This is a genomic window from Providencia sp. PROV156, from assembly GCF_028480905.1.
Taxonomy (GTDB): Bacteria; Pseudomonadota; Gammaproteobacteria; order Enterobacterales; family Enterobacteriaceae; genus Providencia; species Providencia hangzhouensis.
This window is the reverse complement of the sequence record NZ_JAMPPE010000021.1, coordinates 1-24,365: the sequence shown is the minus strand read 5'-3', so window position 1 is coordinate 24,365 and position 24,365 is coordinate 1. Positions and strand designations below refer to the sequence as shown.

Genomic DNA, 24,365 nt, shown 5'->3' with positions numbered 1-24,365 from the left:
AGTAGCCGGTTTATCAACTATAGGAAATTTTGGCCTATTAGTTAATCACAGCAAGTGCTGTTGATGTCATATCAATAAGAGGTTGTGGCCATACACCAAAGACAATAACCGCAATGGCGCAAATAACAGCAACAACGGTCCCTAACGTTGCTTTTTCAGGGCCTGTATAACGTTCTGCATGTTCTGCATCACGGCTATATAGGCTAGCCATAAAGCTTAGGTAGTAATATAAGCCAATTGCACTACCAACCACTACAGCTCCTGTTAACCACCATAACTCTGCATTCACCGCAGATGCAATCACATAGAATTTACCAATAAATCCTAATGTAATTGGAATACCCGCCAGCGACAGCATCATCACAGTCATTACCGTTGCTAGAACGGGTTTATGCCAGAACAGCCCACGGAATGCACTGAAATCATCCTGGTCATCACCACGATAAGGACTGGAAACGATACTCACAACACCAAATGCGCCTAAGCTTGCAAACAAGTAACCCACTAAGTAGATTGCGATAGTCACTTGTGACGCTACTGGGTCGATACGTAACGCAACAAGGGCAACGAGTAAATAACCCATATGCGAGATAGATGAGTAACCCAGCAAGCGTTTTGCGCTTTTTTGTGTGATAGCCAGTAAGTTACCAAACAAGATAGATGCTATGGCAATCACTGAAATCACAATCGCTAACGTATTGCTGTTGGCAATTGGTGCTTCCAAAAAGATACGCACTAATACAGCAAAGATAGCGATTTTACTACCCGTTGCTAAGAAAGCTGACACAGGTGCAGGCGCACCTTGGTAAACGTCTGGTGTCCACAGTTGGAATGGAAACAGTGACAGTTTAAAGCCAAAACCAACAATGAGCATACCGAAACCAATCATCACTAATGGGGCGTGAATTTGGTTATCAGAAAGACTTTGACCAACAGCTGCGAAGCTTAAGCTACCCGATTCCGCATACAGTAACGCAATTCCGAATAACAGGAATGAAGACGCTGCTGCAGATAACAGCATGTACTTGATCCCAGCTTCTAATGTGCGACTGCGCTCAAAGGTATAGGCAACTAAGCCAAACAGTGGCAATGAAATCAGCTCAATACCGATAAACATCGACGCCATATGGTTTGACATAGATAACAGCACACCACCTGCCACCGCGATAGCAACTAACAAGTGGAATTCATCTCTATTGTCGCCAAAACCTTCCAGCCAGTGGTAGGCAAAGATGCTGGTACCGATACCTGCAATCAGGACTAATGCACTATAGAACAGCGCAAAGCCATCAACACGGATAAGCGAAGTCACATCCATTAGATAGCCATCGGCTACCCAAATCAGTGAAAGCAACGCAATAACAAAGCCAGATACTGTCAGCGCGGCACTGGTAAGGTGATCGCGTCGCCACGCAATGGACAGCATCACAACCACCGCCGTCAACCCGACGATCATCAGTGGTAGTATTGCGATCAGTTCTTGAGGAGTTATTGTCATGGCGAATTACAGCCCTAATGTTGTAAGTGAAGCAGAATACAGGTTATGCAATGTTTCCATCGAACCAATTGATGTATCTAAAATTGGTTGTGGGTAGAAACCGATAATAACCAGTAAAGCAGCCAGAGCCAGCAGCACACCAAATTCACGTGCCGTTAACCCTTTCATTTCTTTTTCTGATTTTGGTGTGCCGTAATATGTCTGTTGCATCATCCACAGTGAGTAGATAGACGCAAACACCACACCAAAGACCATAATACAAGTCACTAACGTGAATTGGCTGAAGCTGCCAAACAGGATCATAAATTCACCAATGAAGTTACCTGTACCTGGCATTCCTAGCGTTGCCGCAGCAAAGAACAGGGACATTCCTGGTAACCATTTAATGCGTTTCCATAATCCACCCATCATGCGCATATCACGAGTTTGCGTACGTTCATACAGTTGACCACTAATGATAATCAGTGCCGCACCAGACAAACCATTGGTGATCATTTGAACTACAGCACCTTGGTAGGCCAAGGTTGAACCCGCGTAAATAGCGACTGTCACAAAGCCCATGTGGGATAAGCTACTGTATGCTGCAAGACGTTTGATATCCGTTTGTTTGAACGCCAACCATGCACCGTAGAAGATACTAATCACACCCAGTGTCATCGCCACTGGTGTGAACTGGATAGAGGCTTCAGGGAACAGAGGCAAGGTAAAGCGTAACAGACCATATGCTGCGGTTTTTAGCATGATACCGGAGATATCCACGGAACCCGCTGTAGGCGACTGTTCTTGGGTATCTGCCATCCAACCATGGAAAGGAACCAATGGCATTTTAACGGCAAAGGCGATAAAGAAGCCTAACATCAACATAAACGCAACGTTACTAGACAGCTCTGCGCCTAACAGTTGGTTATAATCGAATGTTAATACGCCTGAAGTATTGTAATTCGCTAGTGCCAATCCAATGATGGAGACCAACATAATCAAGCCACTTGCCTGCGTATAGATAAAAAACTTGGTCGCAGCGTTGATATGTTTTCGGTTATCTGACCCTTTGTGTCCCCAATTGGCAATCAGGAAGTACATTGGGATCAGCATCATCTCCCAGAAGAAGAAGAATAAGAACAAGTCAACTGCGGTGAAAATCCCCATCACACCTGTGATAATCCACAGCAGGTTAAAGTGATACGCACCTTGGTTCTTCTGGTTTTCACTCCAAGAGCTCAGAATCGAGAAAGCCCCCATGATAGCCGTTAATACGACCATCAGCAGTGATAAGCCGTCAATAGCTAAATGAAAGTCAATTCCCAGTGACGGGATCCACGGCATAAAGAAAACAGATTGCCATTGTGGAATCCCTTGTGGATTAACAAGAGAGTAATTCCCTTCTAACCACAATTGCACGGAGAGTATTAATGTTATTCCCATCGTCGCCAGTGCAATCCAGCGCGGTGCGCGATGACTGAACCGGTCAGCCTGCCAGCTTAGCAGGCCTCCGATGAAGGGAATGAGTATTAGCCAGGGTAATAGCATGGCGCAATGTGTCCCTTAATTAAACCAAAAGCAGCAGAGCAAGAATCAGCACTGCACCCAGCCCCAACGAGGCAACATACCAACGGATTTGGCCGTTTTCACTCACTGCAAGCCCTTTATTTGCCCAACGTGAAAGATGTGCAGGGATATTCATCAGAGAGTTAATCGGATCGCTTTCCAGTAGCCATGCAATACCTTTAAACGGTTTTACAAAGACTACGTCATACAGCCAGTCGAAGCCCCACGCTTGGTACCACCATGCGCTGAAGAAACGACCCACCGCAGTTTTCGCGATAGCATCGACTATTGAACGTCTAAACAGGTAGAGGAATACCGCAATTAATAGACCAGCGATAGCAAACCCGCCAGAAATCGCTTCGAGTAAGACTTTACCGTCTTCACTGCTAGCCGCTTCTGCAGGGAATACCCCTTCGAGTGGTTGGTGGATTAATGCACCAACGAACGTTGCAAGGATAGCCAAAATGCCCAGTGGTAATGTGTGAGTGATGCCTTTAACCTTATGCGCTTTGATTTTTGCTTCACCGTGGAACACGATGAAAATCATACGGAAGGTATAAATTGCGGTCATTAATGCACCGAGGATACCTGCCCACAACAATACAGTTTGTCCATCAAGCTGCGCACCCCACAAAATGGCATCTTTACTGTAGAAACCAGCAGTAAACAATGGCAATGCTGCCAGTGCGCTTCCGCCAATCAACATCACAGCGTAGATAAATGGAATTTGCTTACGCAATCCGCCCATTTTGAAGATATTTTGCTCGTGGTGGCATGCCAAAATGACCGAACCTGCTGACAGGAACAACAGTGCTTTAAAGAAAGCGTGCGTCATCAGGTGGAAAATCGCAGCATCCCAAGCTTGCACACCGAGAGCCAAAAACATATAACCGATTTGGCTCATCGTGGAATAAGCAAGCACACGCTTGATATCGGTTTGAACCAGTGCAGCAAACCCTGCCAGTACTAATGTCACTGCGCCCACAACGCCAACTAGATGTAAAACTTCTGGCGCTAATAAGAACAGAACGTGGGTACGAGCCACTAAGTACACACCGGCCGTTACCATGGTTGCGGCGTGGATCAATGCTGAAACTGGCGTAGGACCCGCCATCGCATCTGCCAACCACGTTTGCAATGGTAACTGTGCTGATTTACCGACTGCGCCACCTAATAACATCAAGGTTGCCCAATTGATCGCACTCGAACCTTCAGCAAATTTCTGAGGTGCTAACACCGCCATTTCGCTGAAATTCAATGTGCCGAGCTCATTCCACAGGATAAACATACCAATTGCGAGGAATACGTCACCGATACGCGTGACAAAGAACGCTTTCATTGCGGCTTTACCGTTTTCTGGATTGGTATAATAGAAACCAATCAACAGGTAACTGCACAGCCCTACCCCTTCCCAACCGAGATACATCAGCATCATGTTATCAGCGAGGACTAAGACCACCATACTCGCGATAAACAGGTTAGTGTAAGCGAAGAAACGTGAGTAACCTTCCTCACCACGCATATACCAAGAAGCGTATACATGAATAAGGAAGCCCACACCCGTTACCACACCTAACATGGTCAGAGATAGACCATCTAACATTAGGGTGAATGGGATATTAAAGGTACCGACAGACATCCAAGTCCACAGAGGTTGGATGAACACGCTACCAGCGTCTTGAGCTAAAAATTCATTGCCAGCATAGAATGCGACGATGGCCGCTAAGCCGACCGACCCCGCACCAATAATGGCCGAAACGTTTTCTGACCAGCGTCCACGGGAGAAGGCTAACAACACCGACCCCAGTAAAGGCAACAGAATAGTTAAATAGAGTAGGTTCATCCGCGCATCTCACTGACTTTATCAATATTCAGGTTCTGACGATGACGATGGAGTTGCAGTAACAACGCCAATCCAATACTCGCCTCCGCTGCAGCCAATGTAATTGCCAATATATACATAATTTGGCCGTCTGGCTGCCCCCAAAAACTCCCTGCAACCACAAATGCCAGTGCAGTTGAGTTAATCATGATTTCCAGTCCGATCAGCATGAAAAGCAGATTGCGGCGAATAACAAGGCAGCTAAGCCCCATCACAAATAAAATCGCCGCTAAAATCAGACCATGTTCTAGAGGTATCATTTTTGCTCCTCCGCCTTCGCGATACTGACAAGATCAGCACCGTTTTCTTTATGGTCACGTCCAACGTGGAATGCGACAACTAAACCAGCTAGTAGTAACAGTGACGCCAATTCGACAGCCAGAACGTAAGGCCCGAACAAGCTAATACCCACTTCTTTCGCCCCAATGATGGTGCCCTCAATGCCTTCTTGATATGACAATGAGGTAATGCCGTAAACTAAGATAGCCAATAAAACTGCGGATAACACAGCAGGACCAATCCAGTTTTTCGGCGTCAACCAAGCGCGCTCTTGTTCTTGAACAGAACGTCCTAGGTTGAGCATCATCACGACGAACACGAACAGGACCATGATGGCACCTGCATAAACGATGATTTCCAACGCTCCAGCAAAATACGCACCGAGGGAGAAAAACACCATTGACAGAGCCAGCAGAGAAACAACCAGATACAACAGTGCATGCACCGGATTTGTATTCGTTATCACCCTTAAAGTTGCTAAAATGGCAACTAGACCGGCGATATAAAATGTAAATTCCATGAATATCGCTCCTTATGGCAACAGGTCTTTGACGTTGATAGGTTTCGCTTCGTTATCCGCTTCACCTTTGTCTTTACCTGCAATCGCCATACCTGATTTACGGTAAAAGTTATAATCAGGATATTTACCCGGACCTGAAATCAACAGGTCATTTTTCTCGTAAACCAGATCCTGACGTCTCCAATCGGCCATTTCAAAATCAGGTGTTAATTGGATTGCCGTGGTAGGGCAAGCCTCTTCACACAGACCACAGAAAATACAGCGCGAAAAGTTAACGCGGAAAAATTCAGGGTACCAGCGGCCATCTTCGTGTTCAGCTTTTTGCAGTGAGATACAACCCACAGGGCAAGCTACCGCACACAAGTTACATGCAACACAACGCTCTTCACCGTCTGGATCGCGCGTCAACACGATACGACCACGGTAACGGGGTGGCAGATAAACCGGCTCTTCTGGATACATTTGCGTTTCGCGTTTATCGAACGCATGTAGGCCGACCATCCAAATACTACGTACTTGGGTGGCGAAACCGACCAATAACTCTTTCAATGTCATGGTTCAATCACCCCTTACTGAGCGTTGTATAAAATCACTGCTGCAGTACCCAGCAGATTAAGCAGTGTCAGCGGCAGGCAAATTTTCCAACCGAAAGACATCACTTGGTCATAACGTGGACGCGGTAAAGAGGCACGGATCAAGATAAACATCATCATGAAGAAGCCAGTTTTGATAGCAAACCACAAGAATGACGGCAGGAATGGACCATGCCAGCCACCAAAGAACAGCGTCACAATCAGTGCAGAAACCGTTACGATACCGATATACTCACCAACGAAGAACAGACCGAACTTCATCCCTGAGTATTCAACGTGGTAACCATCCGCAATCTCTTGTTCTGCTTCTGGTTGGTCAAACGGATGACGGTGACATACCGCAACGCCCGCTATCGCAAAAGTCACAAAACCAAAGAATTGAGGAATAATGTTCCACATGCCTTCTTGGGAGTTCACAATATCAATCAGGTTGAATGAACCTGCTTGTGCAACCACACCCATTAAAGAAAGGCCTAAGAATACTTCGTAACTCACGGTTTGTGCTGACGCACGCATCGCACCTAATAATGAGTATTTGTTGTTACTTGACCAACCCGCGAATAACACCGCATAGACCGCTAGACCCGCCATCATCAGGAAGAATAGAATCCCAATGTTCAAGTCTGCTACGTGCCAAGTCGGGCTGACAGGCACGATTGCAAATGCAAGGAACAATGAACAAAATGCGATAACTGGTGCTAGCGTAAAGATTTTCTTATCCGCGAACTGTGGGATCCAGTCTTCTTTAAACAGCATTTTGAACATGTCGGCGATTAACTGGCCCATCCCAAACGGGCCAACGCGGTTTGGACCATAACGGTTCTGGAACAGACCGAGAATACGGCGCTCTCCCAGACTCATGTATGCCCCACAAGTCACAACAACCAATAAAATGACGACAGATTTAAGGATGGAAATTAATACTTCCATCACTTCAGGAGAAATCCAATCCATCATGCTCCCCTCCGCAGATTATTGACTGACACGCCAGCCATTGACGGTGCGATACCTGGCATTCCTAGCGGTAAGCCAATTTGACCGGTAGACAGGTGATTACTGAGGCGAACAGTCAAGTTAAACGCTTGACCTGCATGGCTAAACTCAGCTTTAGCACCCGCTGACAGCCCCAGTGCCGCAGCATCTTGCGTGTTCAGCATGATATAAGGCTCAGGCATACGCTCTTGGATCACCTCTGAACGCTGTGACATTTCATCACTGCCAAACAGGTGGTAATAAGGTGCGACGACCCACTGCGCTTCGCTAGCTTGATAAGCCGCTGGAATTTCAGTGAAGTAAGCCAATTTGCTCTCTGTTGAATTGAACAAACGGATACCCGGGTCACCAAATAACAGGTGCCCCCCCACTTCGGCTTGGAATTTATTCCAGGCTTGCGGTGAGTTCCAACCTGGTGCCCATGCAAATGGAATTTGCTGGCGCGGCGCGGTTGGGCTGTTGTTCCCTTCCATTGAGAAAGCAAATGGAGAGTCAATATCTTGCGGTTGACGAGGTTCATGGACAGATTGATTTGCTAGCATCGCTGTACGGCCACTGTAACGATGTGGTTCACGCGCCAGTTTTTGACCACGAATACGGAAAGACGCTTTTGGTGCGGCATCAACCATACCTGAGAATTGTGGCATTGCGGCAACACAATCAGCGATAACGTGATCAAGTTGAGACCAATCCGCATCACGCTCTTGCGCTTCAGTTTGCAATGAATGCATCCAGCGCCAGCTTTCGTTCATCACGATAGCTTTATCGTAATACGTTGGGTCGAAGACTTGGAAGAAACGCTGTGCACGACCTTCTTGGTTAATCAACGTACCGTCTGCTTCAGCAAAACTTGCTGCTGGCAGAACTAATGTTGCTTTATCCATGATGTCGGTTTGCTGATGATCCGCTACAATCAAGTGGCTCAATTTCGCTAATGCGCTATTGACTGCATCCACGCTGCTGTGACGGTACAGGTCGTTTTCGATAACAATAGCCACATCCGCTTCGTTCGCTTCTATGCGAGCTAAAGCGCTGTCTAATGGCTGTGCATTCATCATTGCCAGACCGACACTATTTGCATGAGACGCTAAGTAAGATAACCCAACGTTCGCGCCTTTCGCTTTCAGTGCGAATGCCACGTTAGCGGCCGCTTGGATCATTGCCTCGCTGGCACTATGGCTACCACTGATAATTAATGGTTTTTTCGCACTGGCTAATGCTTGAGCAATGGTTTCAACTTTGGCTTTTAAGTCTGCGGGTAAATCATTCACCGCAGGGGCTTCGCCATTAATCATATTGGCGATAGCAAAACCGAAGCGCGCTTGGTCAACCACTGGAGCACGGTAATTGAAGGCAGCCACATCGTCTAAACGCGTGTCATCAACATTGGTGATAAACAGCGGATATTTTGCGTGTTGACCAATATTCATGATTGCCGCGATTTGCCAGTCAGCCACTTTTTGTGCTGCCGCCATCTCACGAGCTTTACCTTTCACCGCTTGGCGTACAGATAACGCCATGCGTGCACCTGTCTGAGTTAAATCTTCACCCAGTACCAGTACCGCATCATAGCCTTCCACTTCACGCAGTGTTGGCGTATAGATACCGCCGTTTTGCAGAATATTTTGCATTAATGCTAAACGACGCTGCTCTCCCGCAGAAATACCGGAATAGAAGTTTTCTGCTCCAACTAATGCGCGTAATGCATAGTTGCTTTCAACGCTAGCACGCGGCGAGCCGATACCAATCACTTTTTTCGCTTGATTGATAATTTGCGCACCACTTTGCATCGCTTCGATAGCCGAGATGACCTGCTTAACGCCATTTTTATTGAGTACGGCTTGGCGAGGGCGGTCTTTACGGTTGACGTAACCATAACCAAAGCGACCACGGTCACAGAGGAAATAGTGGTTTACCGAGCCGTTATAACGGTTTTCGATGCGACGGATTTCACCATAACGCTCACCAGGGCTAGTGTTACAACCGATACTGCACTGTTGGCAGATACCGGGTGCAAACTGCATATCCCATTTACGGTTATAGCGCTCAGAGTGGGTTTTATCGGTGAATACCCCGGTTGGACAAACTTCAACTAAGTTACCGGAGAACTCACTTTCCAGCGTACCGTCTTCAGTACGACCGAAATACACATAGTTATGTGCCCCATAAACCCCTAAATCCGTGCCATCTGCGTAATCTTTGTAGTAACGAACACAGCGATAACACGCAATACAACGGTTCATTTCATGACTAATAAATGGACCAAGGTCTTGGTTAATGTGAGTCCGTTTCGTAAAACGATATTTACGCATGTTATGACCGGTCATTACCGTCATATCTTGTAGGTGACAGTTCCCCCCTTCCTCACAGACTGGGCAGTCATGAGGGTGGTTGGTCATCAGCCATTCCACGACACTTTCACGGAATTGTTTGGCTTCTTCATCATCAATTGAGATGTAGGTACCTTCCGTTGCGGGTGTCATACAAGACATTACTAGGCGACCGCGTGTGTCATCTGCGTTCTGATACTGCTTAACCGCACACTGGCGGCAAGCGCCAACGCTTCCCAGCGCCGGATGCCAGCAAAAATAAGGAATATCTAGCCCGAGAGAAAGACAGGCTTGTAACAGGTTTTCAGACCCGTTTACGTCATATTCTTTGCCGTCTACATATATTGTAGCCATAGTCAGCATGCTTCCCAAAGGCCCGCATAAAGCAGGCGTTAATCAAAAATACGTTCTTCGTGAAAAATCTCTTTAGCGGTTGCTCAATCGCTAAATAATTACCAACGCTGCTTCAGCAGGTTGGGTTGGATACCTGCAATCTGCACGATGTTACGCAGATCTTTTTGCGAGATACCCGCTTCGAATTCATCACGGAAATATTTGATGGCACTTTGTAGCGGTTCGACCGCACCCGGTGCGTGAGCGCAGAAAGTTTTACCCGGTCCTAAGAAACGGCACAGCTGCTCTAGGGTTTCAATATCCCCCGGCTGCCCTTCTCCTTTTTCCAGCGCTTGTAAAATTTTCACACTCCATGGCAGACCATCACGGCACGGCGTACACCAACCACAGGATTCACGAGCAAAGAAGGTTTCTAAGTTACGCACTAAAGAAACCATGTTGATTTCATGATCAACCGCCATCGCCAATGCAGTACCAAGACGGCTTCCTGCTTTGGCAATATTTTCGAAATCCATTGGTAAGTCGAGGTGGTCGTTGGTTAGGAAGTCTGTCCCTGCTCCACCCGGCTGCCATGCTTTTAATTTCAGTCCATCACGCATACCACCTGCGTAATCTTCCAACACTTCACGTGCCGTTGTACCAAATGGCAATTCCCACAGACCCGGGTTTTTCACACGGCCAGAGAAGCCCATTAATTTAGTACCCGCGTCTTTACTCTTACCGGCGCTTAAATCGATATACCATTGGTCTCCGTGCTCTAAAATGGCAGGCACGTTACAAATGGTTTCGACGTTATTAACGCAAGTTGGCTTACCCCAAGCACCTGATGTTGCAGGGAATGGTGGTTTAGAACGCGGGTTAGCACGGCGGCCTTCTAAAGAGTTAATCAGTGCGGTTTCTTCACCGCAGATATAACGCCCAGCGCCGGTGTGGACAAACAGTTCAAAATCGAAACCTGAACCGAGGATATTTTTGCCTAATAGACCTGCCGCTTTGGCTTCTTCGATGGCACGGCGCAGGTTTTGCGCGGCTTCAACATACTCACCCCGTAAGAAGATATAACCACGGTAGGCCTTAAGTGCATAAGCGCCCGTGATCATCCCTTCAACTAACAAGTGAGGGAGTTGCTCCATCAATAAACGGTCTTTATAGGTGCCCGGTTCCATTTCATCCGCATTACATAAAAAGTAACGCAGTTTCATGTTTTCGTCTTTTGGCATCAGGCTCCATTTCAGACCTGTTGAGAAGCCCGCACCGCCTCGCCCTTTCAGGCCAGCGTCTTTTACGAGATTCACAACTTCATCCGGTGCCATGCCTTTGAGCGCGCGCTCAAGACCTTTGTATCCGTTTTTACTGCGATACTCATCTAACCAAACAGGCTGATTGTCATCACGCAAACGCCATGTTAGAGGATGAGTTTCAGCAGTACGGATCACTGGATTAACAGAATTTGTCATGGATACTGCTCCAGTAATTTTTGAATATTTTCAGGCTGCACGTAGCTGTGAGTGTCATCATCGATCATCATCGTTGGACCCTTGTCACAGTTACCTAAGCAACAGGTCGGCAGCAATGTAAAGCGGCCATCAGCTGTTGTTTGACCAGGGCGAATATTCAGCTGTTTAATGATTTCAGCTTCTAAGCCCTGGTAACCTGTAATATGGCAAACAACACTGTCGCAATAGCGAATAATGTGGCGACCCACTGGCTGGCGGAAGATTTGGCTATAGAATGTCGCCACACCTTCAACATCACTGGCTGGGATGCCTAAGACGTCAGCGATAGCATGGATCGCACCATCTTCAACCCAACCGCGGTTTTTTTGCACAATTTTCAGTGCTTCAATTGAGGCAGCACGTGCGTCTTCGTAATGGTGTTTCTCACCTTCAATCTCTTCACGCTCTTTCTCTGTAAAGACAAAGCCATGATTGACTTGCGGTTCAAACACATTCACGACATTGAGCTCGTTGTGCTTCTCATTTTCGTTATGTTCATTATGCATGGTTAGCGATCCACATCCGACATTACAAAATCGATACTACCCAGATAGACGATTAAGTCTGAAACTAAACTACCTCTGATCACGGCAGGAATTTGCTGCAAGTGAGCGTAGCTTGGCGTACGAATACGCGTACGGTAGCTCATTGTGCTGCCATCACTGGTTAAGTAGTAGCTGTTGATACCTTTCGTCGCTTCAACCATCTGGAATGACTCATTTGCTGGCATCACCGGCCCCCAAGACACTTGTAAGAAGTGGTTGATCAGGGTTTCGATATGCTGCAACGTGCGCTCTTTTGGTGGCGGAGTTGTCAATGGATGGTCAGCTTTGAAAGGACCTTCTGGCATATTCTTATAGCATTGCTCAAGAATACGAATACTCTGGCGCATCTCTTCTACTTTGATCATCACACGGTCATAACAGTCACCGTTATGAGCAATAGGGATATCAAACTCGAAGTTTTCATAGCCTGAATATGGACGCCATTTACGCACGTCAAAATCAACGCCTGTTGCACGTAATCCAGCCCCTGTCACACCCCATGCCAACGCCTCTTCTTTTGAGTACATTGCTGTCCCAATAGAGCGACCTTTTAAGATGGAGTTTTTCAGTGCAGAAGTCACATAAGACTCTAAACGTTTTGGCAACCAGTCTAATAACTCACGCAGCAGTTTTTCCCAACCACGCGGTAAGTCGTGCGCAACACCACCGATACGGAACCATGCAGGGTGCATACGGAAACCGGTAATCGCTTCAATCACGTTGTAGACTTTTTGACGGTCGGTAAACGCAAAGAAGACAGGGGTCATCGCACCAACGTCTTGGATATAGGTACTGATGTACAGTAAGTGGCTGTTAATGCGGAATAACTCAGAAAGCATGACACGAATGGTTTTCACGCGATCCGGCACTTCAATGCCAGCCAGTTTTTCAACGGCTAACACATATGGCATTTCATTCACACAACCACCGAGATACTCGATACGGTCAGTGTAAGGAATGTAGCTGTGCCATGACTGGCGTTCACCCATTTTTTCAGCACCACGGTGGTGGTAGCCAATGTCAGGTACGCAGTCAATAATTTCTTCACCATCCAGTTGTAATACGATACGAAACGCACCGTGTGAGGATGGGTGGTTTGGCCCCAAGTTTAGGAACATGAAATCTTCGTTTTCATTTCCACGTGCCATGCCCCACTCTTCTGGTTTGAAAGTCAAGGCTTCCATTTCCAGATCTTGTTTCTGCTTAGTCAGAACAAAAGGGTCAAACTCAGTCGCACGCGCAGGATAATCCTTACGCAGTGGGTGACCTTCCCAGCTTGGTGACATTAAAAGGCGGCGTAAATTTGGGTGACCTTGGAACGTTATACCGAACATATCCCACACTTCACGCTCATGCCAATTCGCATTCGGGAACAGGGAAACAATAGAAGGCACGTTTAAGTCTTTCTCATTAAGAGCGACTTTTAACATGATATCGCGGTTACGATCGATAGAGATGAGGTGGTAGAAAACACTAAAGTCTGCTTCTGGCAGACCTTGACGGTGAATTCGTTGACGTTCATCTACCCCATGTAAGTCAAATAACATGACATACGGTTTTGGTAATTTCTTTAGGAAATCGACCACTTCCAGTAACTGTTCACGACGCACCCAAAGCACTGGCATACCAGTGCGAGTTGCTTGAACAGAAAAGGCATCCGGCCCAAATTGATTGCGCAGTTCCAGAAGCACAGGGTCGTTTAAGTGATCCTGTGTCTGCCATCCTGGCTGGTTACTACTCGCTTGCGCTATCTGATCTGTCATCATTCTTCACCATAACGCTTGATCAGGTTTATTATTTCGCAACAACATTGCTCTGTTACGCTGTATGGCTTTAAGCCTTAAATTTCGTCTGGTGTACGCAGGTTTGTCACTGCAATACGTTCACCGTGCTTTCTTTCTCTTTCTGATTGCATATTGGCACGGTAAACCCCTTGGTCTCCAACAACCCAAGACAGCGGTCGACGCTCTTTACCGATAGATTCTTGCAACAGAAGCAGAGCCTGCATATAGGCTTCTGGACGCGGTGGGCAACCTGGGATATACACATCCACAGGAATAAATTTATCGACGCCTTGTACAACAGAGTAAATGTCATACATGCCACCAGAGTTGGCACATGAACCCATGGAAATAACCCATTTTGGTTCAAGCATTTGGTCATACAGACGTTGAATAACAGGTGCCATTTTTGTGAAACAAGTACCTGCTACTACCATGAAATCGGCTTGACGAGGTGAAGCACGCAGTACTTCTGCACCAAAGCGGGCAACGTCATGAACAGCCGTGAACGAAGTCACCATTTCTACATAGCAACATGAAAGACCAAAGTTATATGGCCATAGAGAGTTTTTGCGCCCCCAATTAACCACATCGTGAAGTGCATGAGAAAGTTTTCCCATGTAAACACTGTTTTCAACTTGCTGCTCCAGTGGATCAGTAACGATTTCCTGAGTTTGCAGTGGGTAACGGTCGTTCTCACCGTTCGGATCTATGCGGGTGAGCGTATAATCCATTGTATAATGCCTCGCTTTTTACTGCGGATGACGATTGCTGATTTTAATAACTTCACTAGGATGCTTTACTTTTCCGCGGGAACGGACTGGAGTCCAATCCAATGCCCCAACGCGGACGAGGTAAAACAGTCCCGCCAACAATACCAAAATAAAGATCGCGGCTTCGATGAAACCTACCCAACCGGCTTCGCGGATGGCAACTGACCATGCAAATAAGAACATGGCTTCAACATCGAAGATAACGAAAAACATGGCAACTAAGTAAAACTTAGCAGACATGCGGAGACGTGCACTACCGACCGAGTCGATACCTGACTCATAAGGAACATGTTTTGTTCTGGCTTTGGCGCGGCTACCTAGAAAGTGACCTGCGACCAACATGAAAGCACAAAGACCGATAGTGCCGATAAGGAATATCGCAAACGCCCAGTTATGGGCTAACGCTAGGATTGATGTAGACATACTCGTTGCTTACTCATTACTTATGGTGTGTTAGCTGCTCTTTTTTACATCACGGCAGTATTGCACCACAATTGCCCAGTTAATCGAGAAGAAAGACCAAAATTGATCACAAACTAAAATATCACCAAACTTAAATCAGCCTGTTGACTGCGTTTGGTTTGTCCTCTCTCATTACAATTTATTTCACTTAAACTAAGTAAAATAACCCGTATTTGTTACAAAAACTTCACACTTTGAAAACAACAGAACAACAAAAAGCACTCATAATCTGCTAAAACGTGTCAGTGTAATGATACTCAAGTAAACACGCAAACTAGTTTAACTGATTATTCGTTTTTACTACACCATTATCTCAGGAAAAACCTGTCTTAACAGATGAAAAATTGCTCTTTTTATTTGATCTAACGCACACTTTTATTGAAAAAGTACTCAATTTGTTTACATAGCATTCAATTTAACTTTAAGTCTTTGTAACTCTTTTTAACGCATTACTTCAAGTAACTAACTGACATTACAGCGCTATTTTATCTATTCAATAAAAAAACATTGTTAATAACATAACAAATTGTTAACCAAACAATGAAATTCAGGTTATGCCAGCTACATCACAATTATTTCATGGTCTTTCTTATTTAACCATACTTATTAAGTGGTTATTTGTTTTTTTTATGAGCGGAAATTAATAAAAAATCGATAAATTTGAACTCGATATCCTACTAAGGATATCACTGGACATTATTTAAACATGCATAAAAGCAAATTTCTCGATACCATTTCCCAATATTGAAAATTGAGTTCCACTGCATGAAATAATCGTTTCAGTTATTACCAACGAATCCGTTAAACTGTTATCTAACAACTTAACCTACCCGTGCGTTAACCATTTAACCAAAAATAGCTATCTCAGTCGCCACACGAGCCTTCTTTAGATTGCGATTAACACATTGATTTTATTTGTACACAGCCAATAACACATTGATCACAAACAAGTGATTCAGTAATAAACTAACAAAAATGATATAAAAAAACGGCAATCCCAAGATAATTGGAATTACCGCCAGTACAATAAATCGATTAGATATTGCGATTAAAGCAACCAGATGAATCGATTAACTTAATTACTTTCCTCGTTGCTATCCATCAACTCACTTGCTGAGGCTGCCACATAAGGAATTTTTTTGTTTTCAATCGCACCGAATACCGTCAGAACAAAATCTTTTTGTTCGTCTGCGTTTTTATATAACCAATACTGAATATCAGGTAAACGTGGTAACCCATCAGCTTCATTCAAAATACGTAAATCTGCATTTTGCATTTCCATTGGCCTTGCAGTTACCCCTACTTCCGCATTAACTGCTGCACGAACAGCAGGCAGAGAAGCTGCTTCATATGCAACATGCCATGACAAACCTGCATCATCAAGGGCACTAGTACAAAGTTTACGATATGGGTTAGTTTCATCCATAACAACTAATGGAATCGGCTCATTCGGACGCAATTGAAAATCGGGTGCGCTATGCCACAAAACAGGCACGGTTCTTAAAGCCGTTTTAGGATGGTGGCTAATTCTTGCCGTTGTTAATGCAAGATCTATCTCATGGTTATCAAGCATTGACTCAATAAACTGAGCTCGTTTAATGCGTACTTCAATTGCAATTCTTGGATAGACAGACGCGATACGATTAAGCAAGAAAGGTAATAGGATATCGACGGTGTCATCAGATGCACCGATGCGCAATTCACCATCAGCGTCATTATAAGTTAATGATGCCGTTGCATCGTCATTGGCGCGCAATATTTGCCTTGCGTAGCCAAGTAATTGCAATCCATGTGCGGTAAGCAGTTTATTTCGTCCATGACGAGCAAAAAGCTCACGACCGACTAATTGTTCTAAACGTTGCATTTGCTGGCTCACAGCAGATTGTGTTCGACAAACGGCTGCAGCTGCAGCTGCAAATGTATTAAGATCTGCGACAGCAACGAAAGTACGTAGCAAATCAAGATCTAGGTTCATGATGGGACGATTGGAATTTATCATCGTTCATTCTCTTATATAATTTTATGTTACCTGGTGTTTCTGCTCTCCTCCATGAGAATCAGCGAGTTTATAGCGACTACTAAGCGAGTGCATTTCTAATCCATAGATCTGCAATAACTTCTAATTATTTTACTTTTCCACCCTGCTCATCATTTATAATTGATAGAGCACGTGTGCAAATAGCATACTTCCAAAAATCAAATAGTTTTAATAAAAAGGAGATGTTTTCCTAAAAAACAAACTAAAAAGCGCTTTCTAGAACACGTCTAAATAGTAACATATTTAATGTAATCACAATTATTTTAATGTAAGCACATTATAAAATTCGTTTCACTATTTACTCATAGCTATTAATATCAAATAGTTATAGTTTTAAGCGACACTTTTTGCTAAAAAAAATGACTCGAAACAATCAATATTACTAACAAAATCACACTAATTATTATAAAAAAAGGCTATTACAGCAAAAAAATCATGTCTGTTTTAATGATTCAATGCTTAATATTACATTTTGATACAAATTTTCCTTTTTCCTCTGTTTTTCTGCTTTTTTACTTTTTATACTCCAAAACATCAATAAATGTTAAAATTATAATCCAGATAATGCTATATTTTAGGAATATACAACCAACTTAAACTATATAATAAGATACCAAACATTACATTTAAGCGTAAACCAACCTTTTACACCAAAAATAACCTTGCATCTTCAAAAGCTTCTGAGGGAGGAGTAGAGTAAAGGAATAACGCCGGCTCCACCAATGTAACCCTTAGGGTAATGAGAAAACTATGAATAATCTAACTAAATCCAGTAAGCTCGATAATGTTTGCTATGACATTCGTGGGCCCGTCTTAAAAGAAGCTAAACGCCTAGAAGAAGAAGGCAACAAAGTCCTCAAGCTCAATATTGGTAACCCGGCCCCATTTGGTTTTGAAGCCCCAGATGAAATCCTAGTTGATGTCTTGCGTAATCTGCCTAGTTCTCAGGGTTATTGTGATTCAAAAGGCTTATATTCTGCCCGTAAAGCGATTGTGCAGCATTACCAAGCTCGCGGTATTCATGAAATGACCGTGGAAGATGTCTACATTGGTAATGGCGTTTCTGAATTAATCGTACAAGCCATGCAAGCGCTGCTTAATAATGGTGATGAAATGTTAGTGCCTGCGCCTGATTACCCATTATGGACCGCTGCGGTTTCCCTTTCAGGTGGGAAAGCCGTTCATTATATGTGTGATGAGCAACAAGGTTGGATGCCTGATATTGAAGACATTCGCAAAAAAATCACCCCAAGAACGCGTGGTATTGTGGTCATAAACCCAAATAACCCAACCGGTGCGGTCTACAGTAAAGATCTGTTAATGGAAATTGTCGAATTGGCTCGCCAGCACAATCTTATTATTTATGCTGATGAGATCTACGATAAAATTCTTTATGATGATGCTGTACATCACTCTATTGCTGCCCTCGCCCCTGATTTATTAACCATCACATTTAATGGTTTATCTAAAACTTATCGCGTCGCTGGTTTTCGCCAAGGTTGGATGGTATTAAACGGCCCGAAAAAACATGCAAAAAGCTATATTGAAGGTTTAGAAATGCTGGCCTCGATGCGCCTGTGTGCTAACGTTCCAATGCAGCATGCTATTCAAACTGCACTCGGAGGCTACCAAAGTATCAGTGAATTTATTCAACCAGGTGGGCGTTTATATGAGCAACGTAATCGTGCATGGGAGTTGATCAACCAAATACCGGGCGTTTCATGCGTCAAACCACAAGGTGCTCTGTATATGTTCCCAAAAATAGATATTAAACGATTTAATATCTATGACGACCAGAAAATGATTTTAGACCTATTGTTACAAGAGAAAGTGTTATTAGTTCAAGGTACCGCATTTAACTGGCCTGAACCCGATCACTTTAGAATTGTCACATTACCTTATGCAGATGACCTTGAAATGGCGATTAATAAATTCGGCCGTTTCCTTGAAGGTTATCACCAATAAGAATTTTATCAAACATAAAGTAAAAGCCTCCTACTCCGGAGGCTTTTTTATTCTAAATCGAGTCATCATTAATAGACTGTATTATTCTGATAATCAAATAATAGAAATAAAATAAATTGCCACCAGGAAAAAGCCCAATAATATAAATGGAAAATATTTCATATTGCCTCTTTATTTTTGAATTGAACATTCATTATATTTTTTTGATTCTATAATTCAACACAATTAAAATAACAGTTAAATTAAAGTCAAATCCTGATTATATTATTATGATCATCTTAATATGAAAATAAATATTAATAAATAATTACGAACTAGTAACTTATTAAAAAACAATAAAAATATATCACTACCACATTATTTCCGTTATAATTTTAGTTGTTTGCAGACACCACAGAAGAGGACTTATGAGCTACTTTTTCGCCCACCTTGCTAGAATGAAACTCATTCACCGCTGGCCTTTAATGCGCAATGTACGAACTGAAAACGTTTCGGAACATAGCTTACAAGTGGCTATGGTTGCCCATGCTCTTGCTATCATCAAAAATCGTCGATTCGGCGGTCAGGTTAATGCAGAACGAATAGCCATGTTAGCCATGTACCATGATGCGAGCGAAGTTATCACTGGAGATTTACCAACTCCGATTAAATATCATAATCAGCAAATTGCTCATGAATACAAAAAAATAGAGAAGTTCGCCCAACAAAAATTACTCGAAATGCTACCAGAAGAACTGCAAGATGACTTCCGTGAACTAATTATTGAAGATTTACAAACTGATGAAGAACATTCATTGGTTAAACAAGCTGACTCATTGTGCGCTTATTTAAAATGTTTAGAAGAGCTTTCCGCGGGTAATAGTGAATTTAAACTTGCAAAAAAACGCCTAGAGAAAATATTAGAAGAAAGGAAAAGCCCTGAAATGGACTATTTTATGGAAAAATTTGTCCCAGGTTTTAAACTTTCCCTTGATGAAATCAGTAATTAATTTTTTTAGTAGGAATAATAAATATTCCTACTCTGCATAAGCAGTTATTAATTATACTTCGTTAAATGCCGTAGAACAGTCAGACGATGACGGAAAATGCACATACAGCCGCTTAAAGTCCCCATTAACCCCCAAAACCACTTTTCCTTTATCTTCAAAGGTAATAGAACAATAAAAGCTCGATTTTGTACGATATTTTTTGCCACTTTTAGTTGTTATTTCAACTACCCAGTAATCATATGAATCATTAATACCGATCTCATATTTAAATGCAAAAATATCTTTCATAACTGCTTTATTGGCAATATTAGACAAAGTTTGTGAACTGGGATATTTTTTCGTTCTGCTATTACTAAGGTTATTAACATAGTGCTCAATGACAACAGAACTTAAGTCTTCCCCCCAAAAGTTTTCAAATGTTGCCAAGCCCAAATAATACCTTTCCGGTGTAGCAGTTTCTTTATTCATATTATATATTCCTCACATTGATTTGTCAGAAATAAGCTAGCATTTCATCTATCAAATGAAAAAACGAATAAATATTAACGCTTACGTTTTTTTAATAGAAAACCATCAATAACGATTTGCTTTTCATTCGTTATTGATGGTAATTTTGAAATTATAAATAACAAAGATTAATTAAAGGGAAATAATACCGGTACAACCAAAATACTAATTAGCATTACGATAATAGTAAACGGCACACCAATTTTTAGGAAATCAGCAAATTTATACCCACCAGGCCCTAAAACTAAGGTATTCACTGGTGATGAAACTGGGGTCATAAAGGCAGCGGATGCGGCTATCCCAACAATCATGGCAAAAGGAAGTGGTGAAACCTCCATTTGACGCGCCGCCGCAATGGCAATCGGCGCCATTAACACCGCAGTTGCAGTATTGGAAATAAATAAGCCAATAGTGGCGCACAAAATAAACAGGCACAATAACATCACGTGCGGCCCTAACCCACCAGCCACTTTCATTAACGCATCGACAGCAAGCGCAATCCCCCCTGTTTCTTGTAATGCTAGCGCAAAAGGCATCATCCCAACAATTAAGATAATACTAGGCCAGTGGATTGACTTATAGGCACTTTCCATATCGATACAACGAAATTTCCCCATTAGCAAACAGGCAATAAGTGCTGCAATAAAATTAGGAATTTCATTGGTCACCATCATCGCGACCATTAGCGCCAAACAAAACAAGGCATGAGGAGCCTGAGATGCAGCGGGTGCAACGGCCTCGACTTCAGCAGCTAGGTTCAATACAATAAAGTTACGCGGCTTAGTCGATAAAATTCGGATCAATTTCCAATCACCAATAACTAATAAAATATCACCTAACCTAAGCGGTTCATCAACTAGCTTTCCATCCAGTGCCTTGCCATCTCGACGAATACCAACAACGTTCAAACCATAACGAGTACGAAATTTAATGTCCCTCAACGATTTCCCCAATAGTTCGGAATCAGGGTTCATCGACACTTCAGCCATTCCCACATCACGTGATTGGTCTGAAAAATAATCTCCCCGTAAAATCATCGGTTCAAGAAGTTGCTCGCTACAAAATTGGCGCAAATCGTCATCACTCACGGATATATCGACTAATAAAACATCCCGCTCGCGTAGCTCGGTTCCCCCCGTTGCGCTCACCATCACGCGACGGAATTTACGCCAACGCTCTATCCCAACCACGTTAGCTTCATAACGGGAGCGAAGATGCAGTTCATCAAGCGTATGGCCTATGAGTGGCGAGCCTTTGCGGATAGCAAGGCGGCGAGCTCTACCCGTCAATTTGTAATCACGAATTAAATCACGGAAAGTACGTCGATAACGCTCAGGGAGTTTGTCGGGTTCATTACTGCCTAGCCAACGCCTTGTTAGCCACATGTAGGCAATACCGGCTAATAAAATGAGAATGCCAATCGGGGTAATAGAGAAAAATTGAAAGCCTTTGATCCCCTCTCGTACTAACTCACTATTCACTACCATATTCGGTGGCGTGGCCACCAGTGTCATCATTCCACTGATAAGCCCTGCGAAGCCTAATGGCATCATCAACCGGCTAGGGGACGTTTTCATGCGTGATGCAACGCTTAATACGACGGGGATAAAGATAGCCACCACTCCTGTGGAACTCATAAAAGCCCCTAACCCAGCGACAGTGAGCATTAAGAAAACCAGCATTTTGCTTTCGCTGCTTCCTGCAACGCGAACAAGCCAGTCTCCCATTTGATAGGCTATCCCTGTGCGAACAAGGCCATCACCAATAACAAACAATGCTGCAATTAGCAGGACGTTGGGGTCAGCAAAACCTGCGGTAGCTTGTTCTAGCGTTAAGGTATCGCTCAGCACAAACGCGACAATGACAAGTAACGCGACCACATCCATGCGAATTTTATTTGTGGTAAATAGAACTATCGCAATCAATAGAAGGGTTAAGACCCACAGCAATTCTCCGTTCAAAATATCCCCTTTCGACGAAAAAAAACATTGCTAAGAATTTTATTTAGTTAAGCATGTTTTACGGAGAATTTCTTTGATTAAATCACCATTAAGTCAAATTAGACACGAAAAGTTCATAATCACCATTATTGTCAGGTCCCATAACGGAAATTTGTTCCAATGAACTCACTATTACTTGAATTTCTTCACGACGTGGCATCCCTTCTGGTGCATGGACTGCCACCACTTGGCAACCGGCTGTTAATGCTGAATGGATGCCTGCCTGTGCATCTTCAAAGGCAATACAGGATTTTGCAGGAAAAGAAAGTGCTTGGGCACCAAGTAAAAACGGCTCTGGGTCAGGCTTACCTTTGGACACTTTTTCAAATGTTACCCAATGTTTAGGCTCTGGTAACCCTGCCGCTTGTTGACGCCCATGAGCAATTGGTACAGTACCAGAGGTGACAATTGCCCACGGCGCGCCAATTTCATTTAAACGCGTCAGCAAAGCAATAGCGCCGGGTAGAGCAACAACGCCCTCCACATCTTCGCTTTCCATTTTTTCTAGCCAATGGAAGTATTCCATAATTTCTTCATCACTCGCCTCGGGTAAAAAATGGCGCAAACTGGTCATTGCGGGTTTGCCATGAATATAGCTAATAACTTCGTCCGCACTTTTACCAATACGCTCACCAAATTTGCACCAGCAACGTTCAACGACTGCGAGTGAATCCGCTAACGTACCGTCTAAATCAAATAGAAACCCTTTTGCCTTTAATTTCACATCTACCCCTTTAATTTTGCAATTCACATAACATAAAAAGTTGAATCGATTCTAGCCCACTAGTTAACGCTAAATAGGCGCTCATACGCAACCTCAATATTAAAAATAGTTAAGAATTGAGCCTAAGACATAAATTTGAATGCGCTAGGGCTGTTGATCTTTGTGTTTTTTGAACGACATGGTGATTTCTGTTGTATTTGCTTTTTTACGAAATCATTATATTGCTCCTGTACCACACAGGAAAAACGTAAAACTTACAGTTGGTTAGTACATTTGTCGATATTAATCACTTGTAATTTCATGGTGGGCAGTTAAATACACTATAAAATTAGACCGATAATTTCACGGCTAGTAGAGGGGAGCTTAAATTCTCTATTTTATTTATTTTAAATCATGTCGTTATGAAAATATCGCAAGCTGAAATATTTGGTTACATAGTTTATTTCTATGTACATTAGAACTTACTGGGCTTATCGCAGTTTGGTGTGTTTTTTGCTCGATGATTATTTGGTTATGATTCATTTTTAGTGTTTTTCTGGAGTTATATAGCGATATTTCAACCCGTTTACGCTAAGTCACTTATCCTAGAGAGATACAAACCAGCCCTCAGGTTTACAGTCCATTCATCAGCTTTTATTATCCTTAACTCAAATCTTACCGTGCGCACTGGCTGAGATGACGTAAATTAATCGATAATTATGTCGACTTAACCCAATTTGTCATTCTGGATAAAGGATATCGCTATGCCAACTCCATGTTATATTTCCATTGAGGGAAAAACCCAAGGCAACATCACTGCCGGTGCATTTACTGCCGATTCAGTGGGTAACATCTACGTGCAAGGTCATGAAGACCAAATGCTGGTGCAAGAGTTTTCTCACGTCGTAACTGTGCCGACAGACCCACAATCCGGCCAGCCTTCAGGCCAACGTGCGCACAAGCCGTTCCGTTTCACCGTGGCGTTAAATAAAGCCGTTCCGCTGCTGTATAACGCCTTAGCCTCCGGTGAAATGCTGCCGAAAGTGGAACTCAAATGGTACCGCACGTCAGTAGAAGGCAAGCAAGAGCATTTCTTCACCACCACACTGACC

At 43.6% G+C, this 24,365-nt stretch carries 20 protein-coding genes; 3 read left to right on the top strand and 17 right to left on the bottom strand.

The annotated features are described in order from the left end of the window. Positions 1 to 37: 37 nt before the first annotated feature. The 14 genes from nuoN to PSF31_RS15120 all read right to left on the bottom strand — a co-directional run bounded on the left by nuoN (position 38) and on the right by PSF31_RS15120 (position 17,050). Positions 38 to 1,498: an NADH-quinone oxidoreductase subunit NuoN gene (gene nuoN / locus PSF31_RS15185; RefSeq protein ID WP_004259851.1), complete on the bottom strand. Its 1,461-nt coding sequence runs from the start codon at positions 1,496 to 1,498 to the stop codon at positions 38 to 40. Positions 1,499 to 1,504: 6 nt separating this feature from the next. Then, entirely contained in the window at positions 1,505 to 3,025 is a 1,521-nt protein-coding gene (nuoM, locus tag PSF31_RS15180; RefSeq protein WP_004259848.1) for an NADH-quinone oxidoreductase subunit M, read from the bottom strand. A 19-nt stretch (positions 3,026 to 3,044) separates the two neighbouring features. Next, complete coding sequence (gene nuoL / locus PSF31_RS15175; RefSeq protein ID WP_096864873.1) at positions 3,045 to 4,886, bottom strand: NADH-quinone oxidoreductase subunit L; 1,842 nt, start codon at positions 4,884 to 4,886, stop codon at positions 3,045 to 3,047. Further along, entirely contained in the window at positions 4,883 to 5,185 is a 303-nt protein-coding gene (gene nuoK / locus PSF31_RS15170) for an NADH-quinone oxidoreductase subunit NuoK (RefSeq protein ID WP_004259841.1), read from the bottom strand. The genes nuoL and nuoK overlap by 4 nt, the downstream gene beginning before the upstream one ends. Then, complete coding sequence (gene nuoJ / locus PSF31_RS15165; RefSeq protein ID WP_096864872.1) at positions 5,182 to 5,724, bottom strand: NADH-quinone oxidoreductase subunit J; 543 nt, start codon at positions 5,722 to 5,724, stop codon at positions 5,182 to 5,184. The genes nuoK and nuoJ overlap by 4 nt, the downstream gene beginning before the upstream one ends. Before the next feature lie 12 nt (positions 5,725 to 5,736). Continuing rightward, positions 5,737 to 6,279 carry an NADH-quinone oxidoreductase subunit NuoI gene (gene nuoI, locus PSF31_RS15160; protein ID WP_004259834.1) on the bottom strand — a complete coding sequence of 181 codons (543 nt, stop codon included), beginning with the start codon at positions 6,277 to 6,279 and terminating at the stop codon, positions 5,737 to 5,739. A 14-nt stretch (positions 6,280 to 6,293) separates the two neighbouring features. Then, positions 6,294 to 7,271, bottom strand: coding sequence for an NADH-quinone oxidoreductase subunit NuoH (gene nuoH / locus PSF31_RS15155; RefSeq protein WP_004912244.1), 978 nt, complete (start codon positions 7,269 to 7,271; stop codon positions 6,294 to 6,296). Next, positions 7,271 to 9,994, bottom strand: coding sequence for an NADH-quinone oxidoreductase subunit NuoG (nuoG, locus tag PSF31_RS15150; RefSeq protein WP_176489323.1), 2,724 nt, complete (start codon positions 9,992 to 9,994; stop codon positions 7,271 to 7,273). Before nuoG ends, nuoH begins: the two co-directional genes overlap by 1 nt. Before the next feature lie 98 nt (positions 9,995 to 10,092). Beyond that, entirely contained in the window at positions 10,093 to 11,451 is a 1,359-nt protein-coding gene (gene nuoF / locus PSF31_RS15145) for an NADH-quinone oxidoreductase subunit NuoF (RefSeq protein WP_004259820.1), read from the bottom strand. Next, positions 11,448 to 11,996 (bottom strand): NADH-quinone oxidoreductase subunit NuoE, encoded by a 549-nt coding sequence (nuoE, locus tag PSF31_RS15140; protein ID WP_164561090.1) that lies wholly within the window; start codon positions 11,994 to 11,996, stop codon positions 11,448 to 11,450. Before nuoE ends, nuoF begins: the two co-directional genes overlap by 4 nt. A gap of 2 nt (positions 11,997 to 11,998) precedes the next feature. Then, a complete protein-coding gene (gene nuoC / locus PSF31_RS15135) occupies positions 11,999 to 13,801 on the bottom strand; it encodes an NADH-quinone oxidoreductase subunit C/D (RefSeq protein ID WP_004259810.1) in 1,803 nt (600 codons plus the stop codon). A gap of 74 nt (positions 13,802 to 13,875) precedes the next feature. Beyond that, complete coding sequence (locus PSF31_RS15130) at positions 13,876 to 14,550, bottom strand: NuoB/complex I 20 kDa subunit family protein (protein WP_004912254.1); 675 nt, start codon at positions 14,548 to 14,550, stop codon at positions 13,876 to 13,878. An 18-nt stretch (positions 14,551 to 14,568) separates the two neighbouring features. Then, positions 14,569 to 15,012 (bottom strand): NADH-quinone oxidoreductase subunit A, encoded by a 444-nt coding sequence (locus PSF31_RS15125; RefSeq protein WP_004259806.1) that lies wholly within the window; start codon positions 15,010 to 15,012, stop codon positions 14,569 to 14,571. A gap of 1,114 nt (positions 15,013 to 16,126) precedes the next feature. After that, positions 16,127 to 17,050, bottom strand: a complete 924-nt coding sequence (locus PSF31_RS15120) for a LysR family transcriptional regulator (protein WP_036958083.1) — start codon at positions 17,048 to 17,050, stop codon at positions 16,127 to 16,129. A 789-nt stretch (positions 17,051 to 17,839) separates the two neighbouring features. On the opposite strand from PSF31_RS15120, the gene PSF31_RS15115 reads away from it, so the two are divergent. Beyond that, positions 17,840 to 19,054, top strand: a complete 1,215-nt coding sequence (locus PSF31_RS15115) for a pyridoxal phosphate-dependent aminotransferase (RefSeq protein ID WP_096864870.1) — start codon at positions 17,840 to 17,842, stop codon at positions 19,052 to 19,054. Between the two features lie 407 nt (positions 19,055 to 19,461). Beyond that, entirely contained in the window at positions 19,462 to 20,043 is a 582-nt protein-coding gene (yfbR, locus tag PSF31_RS15110; protein ID WP_004259798.1) for a 5'-deoxynucleotidase, read from the top strand. 51 nt (positions 20,044 to 20,094) lie between these two features. On the opposite strand, the gene PSF31_RS15105 is transcribed toward yfbR, so the two are convergent. The 3 genes from PSF31_RS15105 to PSF31_RS15095 form a co-directional block, all read right to left on the bottom strand. Continuing rightward, positions 20,095 to 20,511, bottom strand: coding sequence for a hypothetical protein (locus PSF31_RS15105; protein WP_226616966.1), 417 nt, complete (start codon positions 20,509 to 20,511; stop codon positions 20,095 to 20,097). A 167-nt stretch (positions 20,512 to 20,678) separates the two neighbouring features. Next, positions 20,679 to 22,511 (bottom strand): SLC13 family permease, encoded by a 1,833-nt coding sequence (locus PSF31_RS15100; protein ID WP_004259790.1) that lies wholly within the window; start codon positions 22,509 to 22,511, stop codon positions 20,679 to 20,681. Between the two features lie 88 nt (positions 22,512 to 22,599). Beyond that, entirely contained in the window at positions 22,600 to 23,274 is a 675-nt protein-coding gene (locus tag PSF31_RS15095; RefSeq protein WP_096864869.1) for a sugar phosphatase, read from the bottom strand. A gap of 743 nt (positions 23,275 to 24,017) precedes the next feature. Between PSF31_RS15095 and PSF31_RS15090 the strand changes: the two genes are divergently transcribed. Next, positions 24,018 to 24,365: Hcp family type VI secretion system effector (locus PSF31_RS15090; protein ID WP_272683205.1), on the top strand; the 348-nt coding region annotated here is incomplete at its 3' end.